Here is a 16368-nt window from a genome sequence, read left to right as displayed (position 1 = left end):
CTTACTCCTTGGTGTCCGGCTCGTCGGCATCCTTGTGCAGGCGGTCTTCGGCCACCGCACGTTCGATCAGCGCCGACAGGTGGACACCACGGCTGACACTCTCATCGAAGTGGAAATGCAGCTGTGGCACGCTGCGCAACTGCATGACGCGGCCAAGGTGCAGGCGCAGGAAGCTCGCGGCGCTGTTGAGGGCCTTGAGGGTCTGCGGCACGGCGTCGGTACCGTCCTGGCCCATCACGGTGATGAACACCTTGGCATGGCCCAGGTCACGGCTGACGTCGACGGCGGTGATGGTCACCAGGCCGACGCGCGGGTCTTTGACTTCGCGGCGGATCAGCTCGGCCAGCTCACGCTGCATCTGATCACCGATACGTTGGGTACGGCTGTATTCTTTTGCCATTCTTGCTACCTGTATCTTAAAGCGGCAAACGCCCGGTCAAGCGGAAAGCCTGACCGGGCGCTACCTTCAGAGGTGCCGGCAACCGCCCTGGGGCGGGGCCTGCACCACGCTCGGCCCTTACAGGGTACGAGCCACCTGGACTTTCTCGAAGACTTCGATCTTGTCGCCGACCTTGACGTCGTTGTAGCTCTTGACGCCAATACCGCACTCCATGCCGTTACGCACTTCGGAGGCATCGTCCTTGAAGCGACGCAGCGATTCCAGTTCGCCTTCGAAGATCACCACGTCGTCGCGCAGTACGCGGATCGGACGGTTGCGGTACACGGTACCCTCGATGACCATACAGCCAGCGATGGCGCCGAACTTCGGCGAACGGAACACGTCACGCACTTCGGCGACACCCAGGATGTTCTCGCGAACATCGCTGCCGAGCATGCCGGTCAGGGCCTTCTTGACGTCTTCGATGATGTCGTAGATCACGTTGTAGTAACGCATATCCAGACCTTCCTGCTCGACGATCTTGCGCGCGCCGGCATCGGCACGCACGTTGAAGCCGAACAGTACTGCATTCGAAGCCAGCGCCAGGTTGGCGTCGCTTTCGGTGATACCACCGACGCCGCCACCGATGACGCGCACCTGAACTTCGTCGTTGCCCAGGCCGCCGAGCGAACCTTGCAGCGCCTCGAGCGAACCGCGCACGTCGGTCTTGAGGACGATGTTGAGGGTCTTTTTCTCTTCCTGACCCATGGTCTCGAAGATGTTTTCCAGCTTGCCGGCGTGAGCACGGGCCAGCTTGACCTCACGGAACTTGCCTTGACGGAACAGCGCAACTTCACGCGCTTTCTTCTCGTCGGCAACCACCGACATCTCTTCACCGGCATCCGGGGTGCCGTCCAGGCCGAGGATCTCGACCGGAATCGACGGGCCAGCTTCCTTCACAGGCTTGCCGTTCTCGTCGAGCATGGCACGCACGCGGCCATAGTTGGAGCCGACCAGGACCATGTCGCCCTGACGCAGGGTACCGTCCTGAACCAGGATGGTCGCCACCGGGCCACGGCCCTTGTCCAGACGCGACTCGACCACCACGCCACGACCTGGAGCGGTCGGGGTGGCCTTGAGTTCGAGGATCTCGGCCTGCAGCAGGACAGCTTCGAGCAGCTCGTCGACACCGGTACCCATCTTCGCCGAAACCTTGACGAACGGCGTGTCACCACCCCATTCCTCAGAGGTCACGCCTTCGACGGACAGCTCGTTACGGATGCGATCGAGGTCTGCACCTGGCTTGTCGATCTTGTTCACGGCCACGACCAGCGGTACCCCAGCGGCCTTGGCATGCTGCACGGCTTCGCGGGTTTGCGGCATCACGCCGTCGTCCGCCGCCACCACCAGGATGACGATGTCGGTGGCCTTGGCACCACGTGCGCGCATCTGGGTGAACGCTGCGTGGCCCGGGGTGTCGAGGAAGGTAACCATGCCACGGTCGGTTTCGACGTGGTAGGCACCGATGTGCTGGGTGATACCACCGGCTTCGCCAGCGGCGACCTTGGCACGACGGATGTAGTCGAGCAGCGAGGTCTTGCCGTGGTCGACGTGGCCCATGACGGTCACGACCGGCGCACGCGAGGTGGTCTCGCCTTCGAACTTCAGCGATTCGGCCAGGGAGTCTTCCAGGGCGGTGTCGCTGACCAGGGTGACCTTGTGGCCCAGCTCTTCGGCGACCAGCTGCGCGGTCTCCTGGTCGAGCACCTGGTTGATGGTGACCGGGGTACCCAGCTTGAACATGAACTTGACGACTTCAGCGGCCTTGACCGACATCTGTTGCGCCAGTTCCGAGACGGTGATGGTCTCGCCGATGGTCACGTCACGAATGACCGGACCCGTCGGGCTCTGGAAGCCATGCGCATTGCGCTTCTTGCCCTTGCCCTTGCCACCGCGGCCACGACGGAAGCCATCGCTTTCCTCGTCGGTGGTACGGGGTGCGGCGCGAGGGGTCGGAGCCTTTTCCTTCTCCTTGACCTTGACCTTGACCGACATGCGCGGCGCATCGCCACGGCCGGCAGCCGCTGGGCCACCACCGCGACGATCGTCATCACGGGTACGGCTTTCGTTGCGACGGGTCTCGTCTTTCTTGCGCTCGGCAGCACGCGCGGCGGCGTCTTCGGACACCGGCGCGTTGGCCACTACCGGGGCAGCGACAGGAGCGGGTTCAGCCTTGGGCGCAGGCGCCGCAGCCGGGGCTTCGGCGGCCTGACGGCGAGCCTGCTCCTCGTTGCGCTGGCGCACTTCGGCCTCGACCTTCTCGCGCGCGGCGTTTTCAGCGGCGCGGCGCTCTTCCTGCTCGCGCTTCTGCTCAGCCTGGATCTCTTCCGGGCTGCGCTGCACGAAGACTTTCTTCTTGCGTACTTCTACGCTGATGCTCTTGCTACCGGCGACACGCAGAGTGCTGGTGGTCTTGCGCTGCAAGGTGATCTTGCGCGGCTCTTCCGCCTTGCTCTTGTGGCTGCTCTTCAAATGGGTCAGCAGGGTCTGCTTCTCATTATCGGTCACTACCTGACCGGCGTCGGTGTGCGGCAGACCTGCCTCACGCATCTGCTGCAGCAGGCGCTCTACCGGTGCCTCGACCTCTTGGGCCAGTTCTTTCACCGTGACTTGCGTCATGCACTTCTCTCCTCAGGCCGCGCCTAATTACTCGAACCAGTGGGCTCGGGCGGCCATGATCAACTTGCCGGCACGCTCTTCGTCGATGCCGTCGATGTCGAGCAGGTCGTCAATCGACTGCTCGGCCAGGTCTTCGCGGTTAACCACGCCGCGCACCGCCAGTTCCGCCGCCAGGTCCTTGTCCATGCCCTCGAGGGAGAGCAGGTCTTCGGCCGGATGGGCGTCTGCCAGTTTTTCTTCGGTAGCGATGGCTTTGGTCAACAAACGGTCCTTGGCACGAGCGCGCAGCTCATTGACGATGTCCTCGTCAAAGCCATCGATGTTGAGCATTTCTTCCAACGGTACGTAAGCAATTTCCTCGAGGCTGGTGAAGCCTTCGTCGACCAGCACTTGTGCCAGTTCTTCGTCGACTTCCAGTTCCTCGATGAAGTTACGCAGGATGTCGCCTGTCTCAGCCTGTTGCTTGGCCTGGATGTCCTTCTCGGTCATCACGTTCAGGGTCCATGCAGTCAGCTGGCTGGCCAGACGGACGTTCTGGCCGCCACGTCCGATGGCCTGGGCCAGGTTGTCCTCGGCCACGGCGATGTCCATCGCATGGGCATCTTCATCAACGATGATCGCGGCAACCTCTGCCGGCGACATGGCGTTGATGACGAACTGCGCCGGGTTCTCGTCCCACAGGACGATATCCACACGCTCGCCACCCAGCTCGCCGGATACGGCCTGGACGCGCGAACCGCGCATGCCGATGCAGGCACCTTGCGGGTCGATGCGCTTGTCCTTGGAGCGGACGGCGATCTTGGCACGCGAACCCGGATCACGGGAGGCGGCCATGACTTCGATGAGGCCTTCGGCGATTTCCGGCACTTCGATGCGGAACAGCTCGATCAGCATCTGCGGCGCGGTGCGCGACAGGATCAGCTGCGGGCCGCGGTTTTCGGTGCGGATTTCCTTGAGCAGCGCGCGCAGGCGCACGCCAACCCGGAAGGTCTCACGGGGAATGATGTCTTCGCGGGCCAGCAACGCCTCGGCGTTGTTGCCCAGATCGACGATGACGTTGTCGCGGGTGACTTTCTTCACGGTGCCGGAGATGATCTCGCCGACGCGTTCGCGGTAGGCGTCGACCACCTGTGCGCGCTCGGCCTCGCGGACCTTCTGCACGATGACCTGCTTGGCGGTCTGGGCGGCGATGCGGCCGAACTCGATCGACTCGATCTTCTCTTCGATCACGTCACCGACCTTGGCGTCCGGGTGCGTGTCCTGGATCTTTTCCAGCCAGGTCTCGATTGCCGGATCGTCCAGGTCGTTTTCATCGACCACGGTCCAGCGGCGGAAGGTCTCGTAGCTACCGGTGTGGCGGTTGATTTCCACACGCAGGTCGACTTCGTCCTCAAAACGTTTTTTGGTTGCAGTGGCCAGGGCCACTTCCAGCGCTTCGAAAATGACGCCTGGCGGTACACCTTTTTCGTTGGATACCGATTCAACAACCAGCAGTACTTCTTTGCTCATCGTACGCCTCGCCTTGCGCAAGCCATTGGCCCCGGAAAGTCCACCGGGCCCGGCACGTCTCAGTCAAAACTGGGAATAATATTGGCCTTGTCGATCGAGTCGATCGGCAGCAGGAACTCCTGGTTGTCCACCTGGACCACCACATCCTGCTCCTCCACACCACGGAGAAGGCCCTGGAAGTTACGACGACCCTCGAAGGGTGAACGCAGCTTGATCTTCACTTGTTCGCCGGCATGCGAGGCAAACTGTTCCAGAGTGAACAGTGGGCGATCCATGCCAGGCGAAGAAACTTCGAGGGTGTATTCACTGCTGATCGGATCTTCCACGTCGAGAATCGCGCTGGCCTGACGGCTGACCGCTTCGCAGTCCTCCACCAGGATGCCGCCATCCTTGTCGATGTAGATGCGCAGTACCGAATGCTTACCCTGGGAAACGTATTCGATCCCCCAGCACTGATAGCCCAGACCCTCGACCACCGGGGCCAACAAGGCCTGCAACTGTTCTAGCTTGCTCGACACCTGAACCCCCTCGTGCATGCTGTGCAAATAAAAAATGGGCGAAGCGCCCATCCCTGAAAGCGCCGTTGGACAACGGCGCCGAAAACTGTCGGCTAGCAAAAAGCCCCTGAAAAGGGGCTCTGCTGAAGCTGGTTGCGGGGGCTGGATTTGAACCAACGACCTTCGGGTTATGAGCCCGACGAGCTACCAAGCTGCTCCACCCCGCGACAAAGCTGGGGCGAAAGTATAAGACCGAACCCTGTGCAGGGTCAATCCAACCTCCACCTGCAAGAAAGCCCGCTAAAGCGGGCTCTCATGCTTCAATTGGTACCGAGAAGGGGACTCGAACCCCTACACCCTATGGGCACAACCACCTCAAGGTTGCGTGTCTACCAATTCCACCACCTCGGCAATACTACTTCTTGAAACCCGTTACTGCTGCTCTTTGGCCGGAGGAGGTACGTCACCAGCGTTGGTGGTTTCGCTCTTCTGCTGTTGGAGCACCGGTACATCATCATTGACTGCCGGCTTTGGCTCTTTGACTTCCAGCACTGCTGGATCTGGCAGACCAGCTTGAGTCAGCTGGTGAGCCTGCTGCTTGGCGAAGTATCCTAACCCAAGTGCAGTCAAAAAGAAAGTGGCAGCAAGTATAGCAGTAACTTTACTCAAAAAGGTAGCGGAACCTTGGCTTCCGAACACAGTATTTGAAGCACCTGCGCCGAAAGATGCACCTGCTTCCGCACCTTTACCCTGTTGCAGCAGCACCATAACTACCAGTGACAGCGCCGCCAACAGATGAAAAACAACTACGACTGTTTCCAGCATTTGTTCAGTTTCCTGCGGCGCGACAAATTGCACCGAATTCGTCTGCGTTCAGGGACGCTCCACCAATGAGCCCCCCATCGATATCCGGCATGCCGAACAGTTCGGCCGCATTGGCCGCCTTCACGCTGCCGCCGTAGAGAAGCTGCACACTTTCTGCAACTTCGGCGTCCTTCGCCGCCAACTGCTTGCGGATGGCTGCATGCACATCCTGGGCTTGCTGTGGCGAGGCCGTCAAACCAGTACCGATGGCCCAAACAGGCTCATAGGCAATAACTGCATTGGCGAAAGCCTTGATACCGAACACGTCGATAACACTGCTTAGTTGACGCCCTACAACTTCAAGCGTCTCGCCGGCTTCGCGCTCTGCGAGAGTTTCCCCTATACAGAGCACTGGCGTCAAACCACTTTGCTGCGCCGCTGCAAACTTTTGATTCAGCACTTCGTCACTTTCGCCAATAACCTGGCGACGCTCGGAGTGCCCAACCAGCACATACTTGCAACCGACTTCAGCCAACTGACTCGGGGCAACTTCGCCGGTCAGTGCGCCTTGTTCAGGCTGTACTGCAGAATTCTGTGCGCCTACGCTGATTCCTTTGCCTTCCAGGCCATCGATCACTTGATTGATGAACAGGGTCGGTGGAAACACCGCGACTACCACACCGCTTGGCAGGGGCAGATCGCCCAAGCCCTGGGTCAGCTCTACGACGCTAGCGCGGGTACCGTGCATCTTCCAGTTACCAGCTACCATGGGGCGACGCATGCTTTACCTCGTCGGTCAAAGTGGGCGCAGATCTTACCCAACCCGATCTGCGCTGGCAAGCCTCTTTCAGGCACAAACTTCTTCAACCAGCTTGGCCAGGGCTTCGGCATGGCCGCGCACCTGGGTTTCGTCGTCACCCTCGACCATTACCCGCACCAACGGCTCGGTGCCGGACTTGCGCAACAGCACCCGACCACGGCCAGCCATGGCTTCGGTGGCCTTGGCGCTGGCTTCCTTGACCAGAGGGTTTTCCAACGGATCGGCCTTGCCCGCCGCGAAGCGCACATTGATCAGTACCTGGGGGCACTTACGCACGGCCTGGCGCGCCTGGGCCAGGTTCTCACCGCGACGCTTGAGCGCCATCAGTACCTGAAGCGCGGCAATGATCGCGTCACCGGTCGTGGTATGACTGCCACAGACGACATGACCCGAGTTCTCGCCACCCAGCAGCCATTCGCGCTCGAGCAGCTCGGCCATCACGTAACGGTCACCAACCTTGGCACGCACGAACGGAATATCCAGCTCCTTGAACGCCAACTCCAGGCCCAGGTTGCTCATCAGCGTGCCGACGACCCCGCCCTGGAGCTTGCCGCGTTCCTGCATGTCGCGGCCGATGATGAACAGCAGTTCGTCACCGTCGACGATGGTACCGGTGTGGTCGACCATCAGCACCCGGTCGCCATCACCGTCGAAGGCGATGCCGATATCCGCATGACCGACCAGCACTGCAGCCTGCAGCGACTCGATGTGGGTCGAACCGCAGTTTTCATTGATGTTCAGGCCATCTGGCGCCGCATGCAGCACCGTGACCTCGGCACCCAGCTCGCGGAATACGCTCGGCGCGACCTTGTAGGTGGCGCCATGGGCACAATCGACGACGATCTTCAGCCCTTCGAAACTGGTGCTGCTCGGCACGCTGCTCTTGCAGAACTCGATGTAGCGCCCCGCCGCGTCGTTGATGCGCGAGACCTTGCCCAGCTTGCTCGATTCAACCACGGTCATCGGCTGGTCGAGCAGTTCCTCGATCATCAGCTCGACTTCGTCCGGCAGCTTGGTGCCGGCGCCGGAGAAGAACTTGATGCCGTTGTCGTCGTGCGGGTTGTGCGAGGCACTGATGACGATACCCGCTTCGGCGTGGAAGGTGCGGGTCAGGTAGGCGATGGCCGGGGTCGGCATCGGCCCGAGCAGCATCACATCGGCGCCGGCCGCGGAAAGCCCGGCCTCCAGCGCCGATTCGAACATGTAGCCGGAGATTCGCGTGTCCTTGCCCACCAGCACCCGGCAGTTGCCCTGCTTGCGGAAGGCCATGCCCGCGGCCCAGCCGAGCTTCAGCATGAAATCGGGGGTAATGGGGAACTGGCCGACGCGACCACGGATACCATCGGTACCAAAGTATTTTCTGCTCATAGTGACTCCAATGTTCTTATTCGGCGTTCTGTACCGCGGCGATCATGCGGACCACGTCAGCTGTTTCAGCGACGTCGTGCACCCGCAGGATGCTCGCACCCTTGGTCATGGCCAGGGCGGCCAGGGCCAGGCTGCCGTAGAGCCGCTCGCCGACCGGACGGTCCAGCGTGAGGCCGATCATGCTCTTGCGCGAAACACCCACCAACAGTGGGCGCCCAAGGCGATAGAGCGCTTCCATGTGCTTGAACAGGCTCAGGTTGTGCTCAAGGGTCTTGGCAAAACCGAAGCCTGGGTCGAGGACGATGCGCTCGGCAGCGATGCCCGCCGCCGCGCAGACGGCCATACGCTGTTCAAGATAGCGCGTGACATCGGCAGTCACATCCTCGTAGTGCGGATTGTCCTGCATGGTGCCCGGCTCGCCGCGCATGTGCATCAGGCATACCGGCAAGCCGGTATCGGCTGCAGCGTCCAAGGCACCATCTCGCTCCAGGGCGCGCACGTCGTTGATCAGGCCGGCGCCCAGGCGGGCCGACTCGCGCATCACCGCAGGTGTCGAGGTATCGACGGAGATGATCACGTCCAGGCGGCTGCTGATCGCCTCGACGATCGGCGCCACGCGCTCCAGCTCCTCTGTTGGTGAAACCGCACGGGCGCCTGGGCGGGTGGACTCGCCACCGACATCGACCAGGGTCGCGCCAGCCGCCACCATCGCTTCGGCATGGCGCAAGGCCGCGTCACGCTGGCTGAAGCGCCCGCCGTCGGAGAAGGAATCGGGGGTGATATTGAGGATACCCATGACATGGGTACGGGACAAATCAAGAACCCGGTTGCCGCAAGGCAACCGGGTCGGGTACTGCTGTGAGGTCATAGAAACCCTTAGTGTTGAGCCGCTGGACCGCCGATCGGCGATTCCGGACGATCATCCTGGGAGGCCGGCGTGCCGGTGGTGCCGGCATCGTTGTCCCAGTCGCGCGGCTCGCGCGGGGTGCGACCGGCCATGATGTCGTCGATCTGATCGGCATCGATGGTCTCGTACTTCATCAAGGCCTCGGCCATGGCGTCGAGCTTGTCGCGATTGTCGGTGAGGATCTGCTTGGCCGTGGCGTAGCATTGATCGATGATGCTGCGCACCTCGGAGTCGATCATCTTCGCCGTTTCACCGGAAACGCTGGCGTGCTGGCTGCCGGCGCTGCGACCGAGGAACACCTCGCCCTCTTCTTCGGCGTACATCAGCGGGCCAAGCTTCTCGGACAGGCCCCATTTGGTGACCATGTTCCGGGCAATCTGGCTGGCACGCATGATGTCGTTGGACGCGCCAGTGGTGACACCGTCGAAGCCCAGGGTCATCTCTTCAGCGATACGGCCGCCGTACAGCGAGCAGATCTGGCTGATCAGCGCACGCTTGGACAGGCTGTAGCGGTCCTCTTCCGGGAGGAACATGGTCACGCCCAGGGCGCGGCCGCGGGGAATGATCGACACCTTGTAGACCGGGTCGTGCTCGGGCACGACACGACCGACGATGGCGTGTCCGGCCTCGTGATAGGCGGTGTTCTGCTTTTCTTTCTCGGACATGACCATGGTCTTGCGCTCGGCGCCCATCATGATCTTGTCCTTGGCCAGCTCGAACTCCTTCATTTCCACCAGGCGCTTGCCGGCACGGGCGGCGAACAGCGAAGCCTCGTTGACCAGGTTGGCCAGGTCGGCACCGGAGAAGCCAGGCGTACCACGGGCGATGACCGCGGCGTTGACGTTCTCGCCAACCGGCACCTTGCGCATGTGCACCTTGAGGATCTGCTCGCGACCACGGATATCCGGCAGGCCCACCACCACCTGGCGGTCGAAGCGGCCTGGACGCAGCAGCGCCGGGTCGAGGACGTCCGGACGGTTGGTGGCGGCGATGACGATGATGCCATCGTTCATCTCGAAGCCGTCCATCTCCACCAGCAACTGGTTCAGCGTTTGCTCACGCTCGTCGTGACCGCCGCCCATGCCGGCACCACGATGGCGACCGACGGCATCGATCTCGTCGATGAAAATGATGCACGGCGCGTGTTTCTTGGCCTGCTCGAACATGTCACGGACACGGCTGGCACCCACGCCGACGAACATCTCGACGAAGTCGGAGCCGGAAATGGTGAAGAACGGTACCTTGGCTTCACCGGCGATGGCCTTGGCCAGCAGGGTCTTACCGGTACCGGGTGGGCCGACCATCAGCACGCCGCGGGGAATACGCCCGCCCAGGCGCTGGAACTTGCCCGGGTCGCGCAGGAACTCGACCAGCTCGCCGACTTCTTCCTTGGCCTCGTCGCAGCCCGCGACGTCAGCCAGGGTGGTCTTGACCTGGTCTTCGGAGAGCAGGCGCGCCTTGCTCTTGCCGAAGCTCATCGGGCCGCCCTTGCCGCCGGCACCGCCCTGCATCTGGCGCATGAAGAACATGAACACGGCGATGATCACCAGGATCGGGAAGCTGGCCACCAGCAGTTGCGTCCAGATGCTCTGCTGCTCGGGCTGCTTGCCTTCGACGGTGACGTGGTTGTCGACCAGGTCGCCGATCAGACCGTTGTCGGTGATGGCCGGGCGCACGGTCTTGAAGTTGTCGCCATCGGTGCGCTTGCCGGTAATGATGTAGCCGTCGACGGTCACGCGCTCGACCTTGCCATCCTTGACCTGCTGGATGAAGTCGGAATAGTTGAGGGTCTGCGGCTCGTTAGGGCTGGAGAAGTTGTTCATCACCGTCACCAGGACGGCGGCGATGATCAACCAGAGGATCAGATTCTTTGCCATGTCGTTCAATTCGCTACCCTCTGAGGCCGGCGCACGACGCAGCCGTGCCTCGCATGATATTCATCGCCCTAACTTACTACATTACCCACGCATCCGCAGGCACCGTCTGTAACCCTTTGTGAAAGCTAGACTACACGAAGTTCGGACGATCCAGACGGGGCGGCCGATTGGAAATAACTATCGGCAACCCCGCAGCACGCCTTTCACGCTCCTTTGAAACCCTTGCCCAACAGGTACTGTTCGCGGGAGCGATCCCGCGAGGACGAAGGCTTGCGCATCTGCACCTTGTCGAACTTGCTGCGCACGTCCTTGAGGTACATGTCGAAACCTTCGCCCTGGAAGATCTTGATCAGGAAATCCCCGCCGGGCTTGAGCACGCGGGTCGCCAGATCCAGGGCCAGTTCACAGAGGAACATGGCGCGCGGCATGTCCACCGCGGGCGTACCACTCATATTGGGGGCCATATCGGAAATCACAAGGTCCACGTGCGAATCGCCGACCGCCTGGAGGATCTGCTGCAGCACTTCGTCCTGGGTGAAGTCGCCCTGGATGAAGGTCACATCGGGGATCGAGTCCATTTCCAGAATGTCCGAGGCGATCAGCCGGCCCTGGCCACCAATCAGACGACTGGTCACCTGCGACCAACCACCTGGGGCCGCGCCGAGGTCGATCACGCTCATGCCGGGGCGGATCAGGCGGTCTTTCTCCTGGATCTCCAGCAGTTTGTAGCTCGCGCGCGAGCGGTAGCCATCCTTCTGTGCTTGCTTCACAAAAGGGTCGTTGAAATGTTCGCGCAGCCAGTTGGCGCTGCTTTTGGAACGTTGTACCACGGGGCACCTCGATGATATGCGTCGTGTTTGACTGGGCGGAGCCACAGGCCCTCGGGTAAAATGCCCGTCAATTTTACAGAATCAGACGAAAAGGGTCAGATTATGCCGCTCAATAACGAGCAGAAGAAGCAGTACAAATCGATTGGTCACGACCTGAAGCCGGTTCTGATCGTCGCGGGCAATGGTTTGAATGAAGGCGTCATCGCCGAACTGGAACGCGCCCTGACCGATCACGAGCTGATCAAGGTCGAGATCCGCTCGGAAGATCGCGAGGAACGTGCCGCAGCCATCGCCGAACTGTGCAAGGCTGGCCGCGCCGAACTGGTACAGACCATCGGCAAGAAAGCGCTGATCTATCGCAAGAACCCGCAGCCGAACAAGCAGCTGTCCAATATCCACCGTTACAAGTAACGGTAGCAGGGCTGCTGCGCAGCCCATCGCGACACAAGGCCGCTCCCACAGGGATCGCGTTGCACCATAGGTCGGTGCAATCCCTGTGGGAGCGGCCTTGTGTCGCGAAAGGGCCGCAAAGCGGCCCCGGTAATCGTGAACTGATTACCGGCGCGCCCTGACCGGGACCGGCTGGGCCACCAGGACAATGCCTGAGAAGCCCAGCACCAGGAAACAGAACATCTGCCAACGCTCGCCCACGGAAATGCCGTAGCGCAGCGTGTAATAGCCGACACAGGCACCAAGGCCGAGCAGCAGCATCTGGCCGCGGAACTGCCGCCACCAGGCCGCCAGGCCGTCCACCCTCGCCAATACCGCCAGCTGGGTCACCAGCCCGAGCATCGCCACGCCGATCAACCAGCGGTCGATCTGCCCGGCGATGTCATGCACCAGCAACGGTGCCAGGCCGCTGACCTTGAGCGCCGGCACCAGGCCCACATGGAACACCCACAGGCCGCCAACCCAGAACACCTGGGCCAGCTGCCAGAGGATCCCCTCGAGGGATGGCGCCCGCAGGCGCCGGTCAGATGTGCTTGACTTCGACAATCTCGTACTCGACGGTGCCGCTTGGCGTCTTGACGACGACCGTGTCGCCCTCTTCCTTGCCGATGATCGCGCGTGCGATCGGCGCGCTCGCCGAGAGCTTGCCCTTCTTGATGTCTGCCTCGTCCTCGCCAACGATCTGGTAGGTCACCTGATCGCCGGTCTCGGTGTTTTCCAGATCGACGGTAGTGCCGAAGATCACCTTGCCGGTGTGGGCAATGGTGGTGACGTCGATCACTACCGAGTTCTGCAGGCGGCCTTCGATGTCGCGGATGCGCGCCTCGACCATGCCCTGCTCCTCGCGGGCAGCATGGTATTCGGCGTTTTCCTTCAGGTCGCCCAGCTCACGGGCCTCACCAATGGCCTGGCTCAGGCGCGGACGCTCGGTCTTGCTCAGGAACAGGTGCTCTTCTTCCAGGGCGCGAGCGCCCTGGACGGTCATCGGGTACTTGGTAATGCTCATGCTTTGAGTCCTGCATGCAGATCCTGCAGGCGACGAACGGTCTTTTCCGGACCGAATTTCAGCGCCTCGCAGATGGCTTCACCGGCCGCAATGGTCGTGGTGCAGTAGATCTTGTGCTGCAGCGCATTGCGACGAATCGAGTAGGAGTCGGCGATCGACTGGCGGCCTTCGGTGGTATTGATGATCAGCGACACTTCGTCGTTCTTGATCATGTCGACCACGTGCGGGCGACCTTCGGTCACCTTGTTCACACGGCGCACTTTCAGGCCAGCGGCCTCGATCACCTTGGCGGTGCCGACCGTGGCGACCACTTCGAAGCCCAGGGCGATCAGGTCGCGGGCGACGCCAGCCACTTGCGGCTTGTCGTCATCGCGCACGCTGATGAAGGCGGTACCGCCGGTCGGCAGCACTTCGCTGGCGCCCATCTGGGCCTTGGCGAAGGCTTCACCGAAGCTGTCGCCGACACCCATGACTTCACCGGTGGATTTCATCTCAGGGCCGAGGATCGGGTCAACCCCTGGGAACTTGGCGAACGGGAAGACGGCTTCCTTGACGCTGTAGAAGTTCGGGATGATTTCTTCGGTGAAGCCCAGTTCCTTCAGGGTTTTACCGGCCATGACACGGGCCGCGATCATCGCCAGGGAGGTGCCGATGCACTTGGAGACGAACGGCACGGTACGCGAGGCGCGCGGGTTGACCTCGATCACGTAGATCTTGTCGCCCTGCAGGGCCAGCTGCACGTTCATCAGGCCGACCACGCCCAGCTCCAGGGCCATTTTCTTGACCTGTACGCGGACTTCGTCCTGCACGTCCTTGCTCAGCGAGTAAGGTGGCAGCGAGCACGCCGAGTCACCGGAGTGAACGCCGGCCTGCTCGATGTGCTGCATGATCGCGCCGATCACCACGTCGGTGCCGTCGCAGACCGCATCCACGTCCATCTCGATGGCGCAGTTGAGGAAGTGGTCGAGCAGTACCGGGCTGTCGTTGGAGACCTGTACCGCTTCACGCAGGTAGCGCTTGAGCTCGTCCAGTTCGTAGACAATCTCCATGGCCCGACCACCCAGTACATAGGATGGGCGCACGACCAGCGGGTAACCGATGCTGCCAGCAGCGCGGATGGCTTCTTCTTCGCTGCGCACGGTGGCGTTTGGCGGCTGCAGCAGGTTCAGGCGCTGCACCATCTGCTGGAAGCGCTCACGGTCTTCGGCACGGTCGATGGCGTCCGGGCTGGTACCGATGATCGGCACGCCGGCCTCTTCCAGGGCGCGAGCCAGTTTCAGCGGGGTCTGGCCGCCGTAGTGGACGATGACGCCCTTCGGCTTCTCGACGCGGCAGACTTCCAGCACGTCTTCCAGGGTCAGTGGCTCGAAGTACAGGCGGTCGGAAGTGTCGTAGTCGGTGGAGACGGTTTCCGGGTTGCAGTTGACCATGATGGTCTCGTAGCCGTCTTCACGCAGTGCCAGTGCGGCGTGCACGCAGCAGTAGTCGAACTCGATGCCCTGGCCGATACGGTTCGGGCCGCCACCGAGGATCATGATCTTGTCGCGGGTCGACGGGTTGGCCTCGCACTCTTCCTCGTAGGTGGAGTACAGGTAGGCGGTGTCGGTGGCGAACTCGGCGGCGCAGGTGTCGACACGCTTGTACACCGGGAACACTTCGAGCTTGTGGCGGTGGCGACGCAGGTTCTTGTCGGTAATGCCGAGCAGCTTGGCCAGGCGCTGGTCCGAGAAGCCCTTGCGCTTGAGGCGCAGCATGTAGTCCTTGTCGATCGACGACAGGGCCAGGGTCTTGACCTTCTCTTCTTCCTTGATCAGGTCTTCCATCTGCACCAGGAACCACAGGTCGATGCCGGTCAGGGCAAAGATTTCCTCGATGGTCATGCCCGAACGCATGGCGTCGGCGACGTACCAGATGCGCTCGGCGCCTGGCACGGTCAGCTCGCGCTTGAGGATGCCGGCCGCTTCCGGGCTGGCCAGGTCGACTTTCGGGTCGAGGCCGCAAGCGCCGACTTCCAGGCCGCGCAGGGCTTTTTGCAGGGATTCCTGGAAGGTCCGGCCGATGGCCATGACTTCACCCACGGATTTCATCTGGGTGGTCAGGCGGGCGTCGGCTTTCGGGAACTTCTCGAAGGCGAAGCGTGGCAGCTTGGTAACGACGTAGTCGATCGACGGCTCGAAGGACGCCGGGGTACGGCCGCCGGTGATGTCGTTCTGCAGTTCGTCGAGGGTGTAGCCGATGGCCAGCTTGGCGGCGATCTTGGCGATCGGGAAGCCGGTGGCCTTCGATGCCAGGGCCGAGGAACGGGAAACCCGCGGGTTCATCTCGATCACGACCATGCGGCCGGTGTTCGGGCAGATACCGAACTGCACGTTGGAACCGCCGGTCTCGACACCGATTTCACGCAGCACCGCCAGCGAGGCGTTGCGCATGATCTGGTATTCCTTGTCGGTCAGGGTCTGTGCCGGGGCCACGGTGATCGAGTCACCGGTGTGCACGCCCATCGGGTCGAAGTTCTCGATGGAGCAGACGATGATGCAGTTGTCCTTCTTGTCGCGGACCACCTCCATCTCGTATTCCTTCCAGCCGATCAGCGATTCGTCGATCAGCAGCTCCTTGGTCGGCGACAGGTCCAGACCACGGGTGCAGATTTCTTCGAATTCTTCACGGTTGTAGGCGATACCGCCACCGGTGCCGCCCATGGTGAACGACGGACGGATGATGCACGGGAAACCGAGCTTCTCGAGAACCGCGTTGGCCTCTTCCATGCTGTGGGCGATACCGGAGCGCGGGCACTCCAGGCCGATGTCCTTCATCGCCTTGTCGAAGCGCGAGCGGTCTTCGGCCTTGTCGATGGTGTCGGCGTTGGCACCGATCATCTCGACGCCGAACTTCTCCAGAACGCCGTGGCGCTCCAGGTCCAGGGCGCAGTTCAGCGCGGTCTGGCCACCCATGGTCGGCAGCACCGCGTCCGGGCGCTCCTTTTCGATGATCTTGGCCACCGACTGCCATTTGATCGGCTCGATGTAGGTGGCATCGGCCATGGCCGGGTCGGTCATGATGGTGGCTGGGTTGGAGTTCACCAGGATGACGCGGAAACCTTCCTCGCGCAGGGCTTTGCAAGCCTGGGCGCCGGAGTAGTCGAATTCGCAGGCCTGGCCGATCACGATCGGGCCAGCGCCGAGAATCAGGATGCTTTTGATGTCTGTACGTTTTGGCATGGTTGTCACTCAAATCCGCGGGTC

14 protein-coding genes and 2 tRNA genes are annotated in these 16368 nt (G+C 61.9%); 1 reads left to right on the top strand and 15 read right to left on the bottom strand.

Annotated features, from left to right (window positions below; genetic code table 11):
• Position 1: 1 nt before the first annotated feature.
• The 12 genes from rbfA to rlmE form a co-directional block, all read right to left on the bottom strand.
• Positions 2-400 carry a 30S ribosome-binding factor RbfA gene (gene rbfA, locus KSS95_RS06530; RefSeq protein ID WP_217852661.1) on the bottom strand — a complete coding sequence of 133 codons (399 nt, stop codon included), beginning with the start codon at positions 398-400 and terminating at the stop codon, positions 2-4.
• 117 nt (positions 401-517) lie between these two features.
• On the bottom strand, positions 518-3058 hold the full coding sequence (gene infB, locus KSS95_RS06525; protein WP_217852659.1) for a translation initiation factor IF-2: 2541 nt from the start codon (positions 3056-3058) through the stop codon (positions 518-520).
• A gap of 27 nt (positions 3059-3085) precedes the next feature.
• Positions 3086-4567 (bottom strand): transcription termination factor NusA, encoded by a 1482-nt coding sequence (gene nusA, locus KSS95_RS06520; RefSeq protein ID WP_134691574.1) that lies wholly within the window; start codon positions 4565-4567, stop codon positions 3086-3088.
• A 59-nt stretch (positions 4568-4626) separates the two neighbouring features.
• Positions 4627-5085: a ribosome maturation factor RimP gene (gene rimP / locus KSS95_RS06515; RefSeq protein ID WP_167659473.1), complete on the bottom strand. Its 459-nt coding sequence runs from the start codon at positions 5083-5085 to the stop codon at positions 4627-4629.
• Positions 5086-5214: 129 nt separating this feature from the next.
• Positions 5215-5291, bottom strand: a tRNA-Met gene (locus KSS95_RS06510).
• Between the two features lie 98 nt (positions 5292-5389).
• Positions 5390-5475, bottom strand: a tRNA-Leu gene (locus KSS95_RS06505).
• Between the two features lie 21 nt (positions 5476-5496).
• The gene (gene secG / locus KSS95_RS06500; RefSeq protein WP_217852657.1) at positions 5497-5889 is read right to left on the bottom strand and encodes a preprotein translocase subunit SecG; all 393 of its coding nucleotides are present in this window, start codon (positions 5887-5889) and stop codon (positions 5497-5499) included.
• 4 nt (positions 5890-5893) lie between these two features.
• Positions 5894-6649 (bottom strand): triose-phosphate isomerase, encoded by a 756-nt coding sequence (tpiA, locus tag KSS95_RS06495; protein WP_217852655.1) that lies wholly within the window; start codon positions 6647-6649, stop codon positions 5894-5896.
• Positions 6650-6715: 66 nt separating this feature from the next.
• The gene (gene glmM, locus KSS95_RS06490; protein WP_217852653.1) at positions 6716-8056 is read right to left on the bottom strand and encodes a phosphoglucosamine mutase; all 1341 of its coding nucleotides are present in this window, start codon (positions 8054-8056) and stop codon (positions 6716-6718) included.
• Between the two features lie 16 nt (positions 8057-8072).
• Positions 8073-8924, bottom strand: coding sequence for a dihydropteroate synthase (folP, locus tag KSS95_RS06485; protein ID WP_217852651.1), 852 nt, complete (start codon positions 8922-8924; stop codon positions 8073-8075).
• An 8-nt stretch (positions 8925-8932) separates the two neighbouring features.
• Positions 8933-10840, bottom strand: coding sequence for an ATP-dependent zinc metalloprotease FtsH (gene ftsH / locus KSS95_RS06480; protein WP_217852649.1), 1908 nt, complete (start codon positions 10838-10840; stop codon positions 8933-8935).
• A gap of 203 nt (positions 10841-11043) precedes the next feature.
• Complete coding sequence (gene rlmE / locus KSS95_RS06475) at positions 11044-11670, bottom strand: 23S rRNA (uridine(2552)-2'-O)-methyltransferase RlmE (RefSeq protein WP_011532133.1); 627 nt, start codon at positions 11668-11670, stop codon at positions 11044-11046.
• A 102-nt stretch (positions 11671-11772) separates the two neighbouring features.
• On the opposite strand from rlmE, the gene yhbY reads away from it, so the two are divergent.
• Positions 11773-12081, top strand: coding sequence for a ribosome assembly RNA-binding protein YhbY (gene yhbY / locus KSS95_RS06470; RefSeq protein ID WP_023378620.1), 309 nt, complete (start codon positions 11773-11775; stop codon positions 12079-12081).
• Between the two features lie 144 nt (positions 12082-12225).
• On the opposite strand, the gene KSS95_RS06465 is transcribed toward yhbY, so the two are convergent.
• Genes KSS95_RS06465 through carB form a run of 3 tightly spaced genes read right to left on the bottom strand, consistent with a single transcriptional unit; the run spans position 12226 to position 16344 of the window.
• On the bottom strand, positions 12226-12666 hold the full coding sequence (locus KSS95_RS06465) for an MFS transporter (protein WP_217852648.1): 441 nt from the start codon (positions 12664-12666) through the stop codon (positions 12226-12228).
• Positions 12644-13126: a transcription elongation factor GreA gene (gene greA / locus KSS95_RS06460; protein WP_081255197.1), complete on the bottom strand. Its 483-nt coding sequence runs from the start codon at positions 13124-13126 to the stop codon at positions 12644-12646. Before greA ends, KSS95_RS06465 begins: the two co-directional genes overlap by 23 nt.
• The gene (gene carB, locus KSS95_RS06455; protein WP_217852646.1) at positions 13123-16344 is read right to left on the bottom strand and encodes a carbamoyl-phosphate synthase large subunit; all 3222 of its coding nucleotides are present in this window, start codon (positions 16342-16344) and stop codon (positions 13123-13125) included. The genes greA and carB overlap by 4 nt, the downstream gene beginning before the upstream one ends.
• Positions 16345-16368 lie beyond the last annotated feature (24 nt).

It is taken from the genome of Pseudomonas muyukensis, from assembly GCF_019139535.1.
GTDB lineage: Bacteria > Pseudomonadota > Gammaproteobacteria > Pseudomonadales > Pseudomonadaceae > Aquipseudomonas > Aquipseudomonas muyukensis.
Note: the sequence above shows the minus strand (reverse complement) of the source record. Positions and strands in the feature narration are given on the sequence as shown.

Excerpts from the sequence above, each read along its gene's own strand:
- tpiA (WP_217852655.1), bottom strand. The coding sequence starts at position 6,649 with ATGCGTCGCCCCATGGTAGCTGGTAACTGGAAGATGCACGGTACCCGC.
- greA (WP_081255197.1), bottom strand. The coding sequence starts at position 13,126 with ATGAGCATTACCAAGTACCCGATGACCGTCCAGGGCGCTCGCGCCCTG.
- glmM (WP_217852653.1), bottom strand. The coding sequence starts at position 8,056 with ATGAGCAGAAAATACTTTGGTACCGATGGTATCCGTGGTCGCGTCGGC.
- ftsH (WP_217852649.1), bottom strand. The coding sequence starts at position 10,840 with ATGGCAAAGAATCTGATCCTCTGGTTGATCATCGCCGCCGTCCTGGTG.
- carB (WP_217852646.1), bottom strand. The coding sequence starts at position 16,344 with ATGCCAAAACGTACAGACATCAAAAGCATCCTGATTCTCGGCGCTGGC.
- infB (WP_217852659.1), bottom strand. The coding sequence starts at position 3,058 with ATGACGCAAGTCACGGTGAAAGAACTGGCCCAAGAGGTCGAGGCACCG.
- nusA (WP_134691574.1), bottom strand. The coding sequence starts at position 4,567 with ATGAGCAAAGAAGTACTGCTGGTTGTTGAATCGGTATCCAACGAAAAA.
- folP (WP_217852651.1), bottom strand. The coding sequence starts at position 8,924 with ATGACCTCACAGCAGTACCCGACCCGGTTGCCTTGCGGCAACCGGGTT.
- secG (WP_217852657.1), bottom strand. The coding sequence starts at position 5,889 with ATGCTGGAAACAGTCGTAGTTGTTTTTCATCTGTTGGCGGCGCTGTCA.
- yhbY (WP_023378620.1), top strand. The coding sequence starts at position 11,773 with ATGCCGCTCAATAACGAGCAGAAGAAGCAGTACAAATCGATTGGTCAC.
- rbfA (WP_217852661.1), bottom strand. The coding sequence starts at position 400 with ATGGCAAAAGAATACAGCCGTACCCAACGTATCGGTGATCAGATGCAG.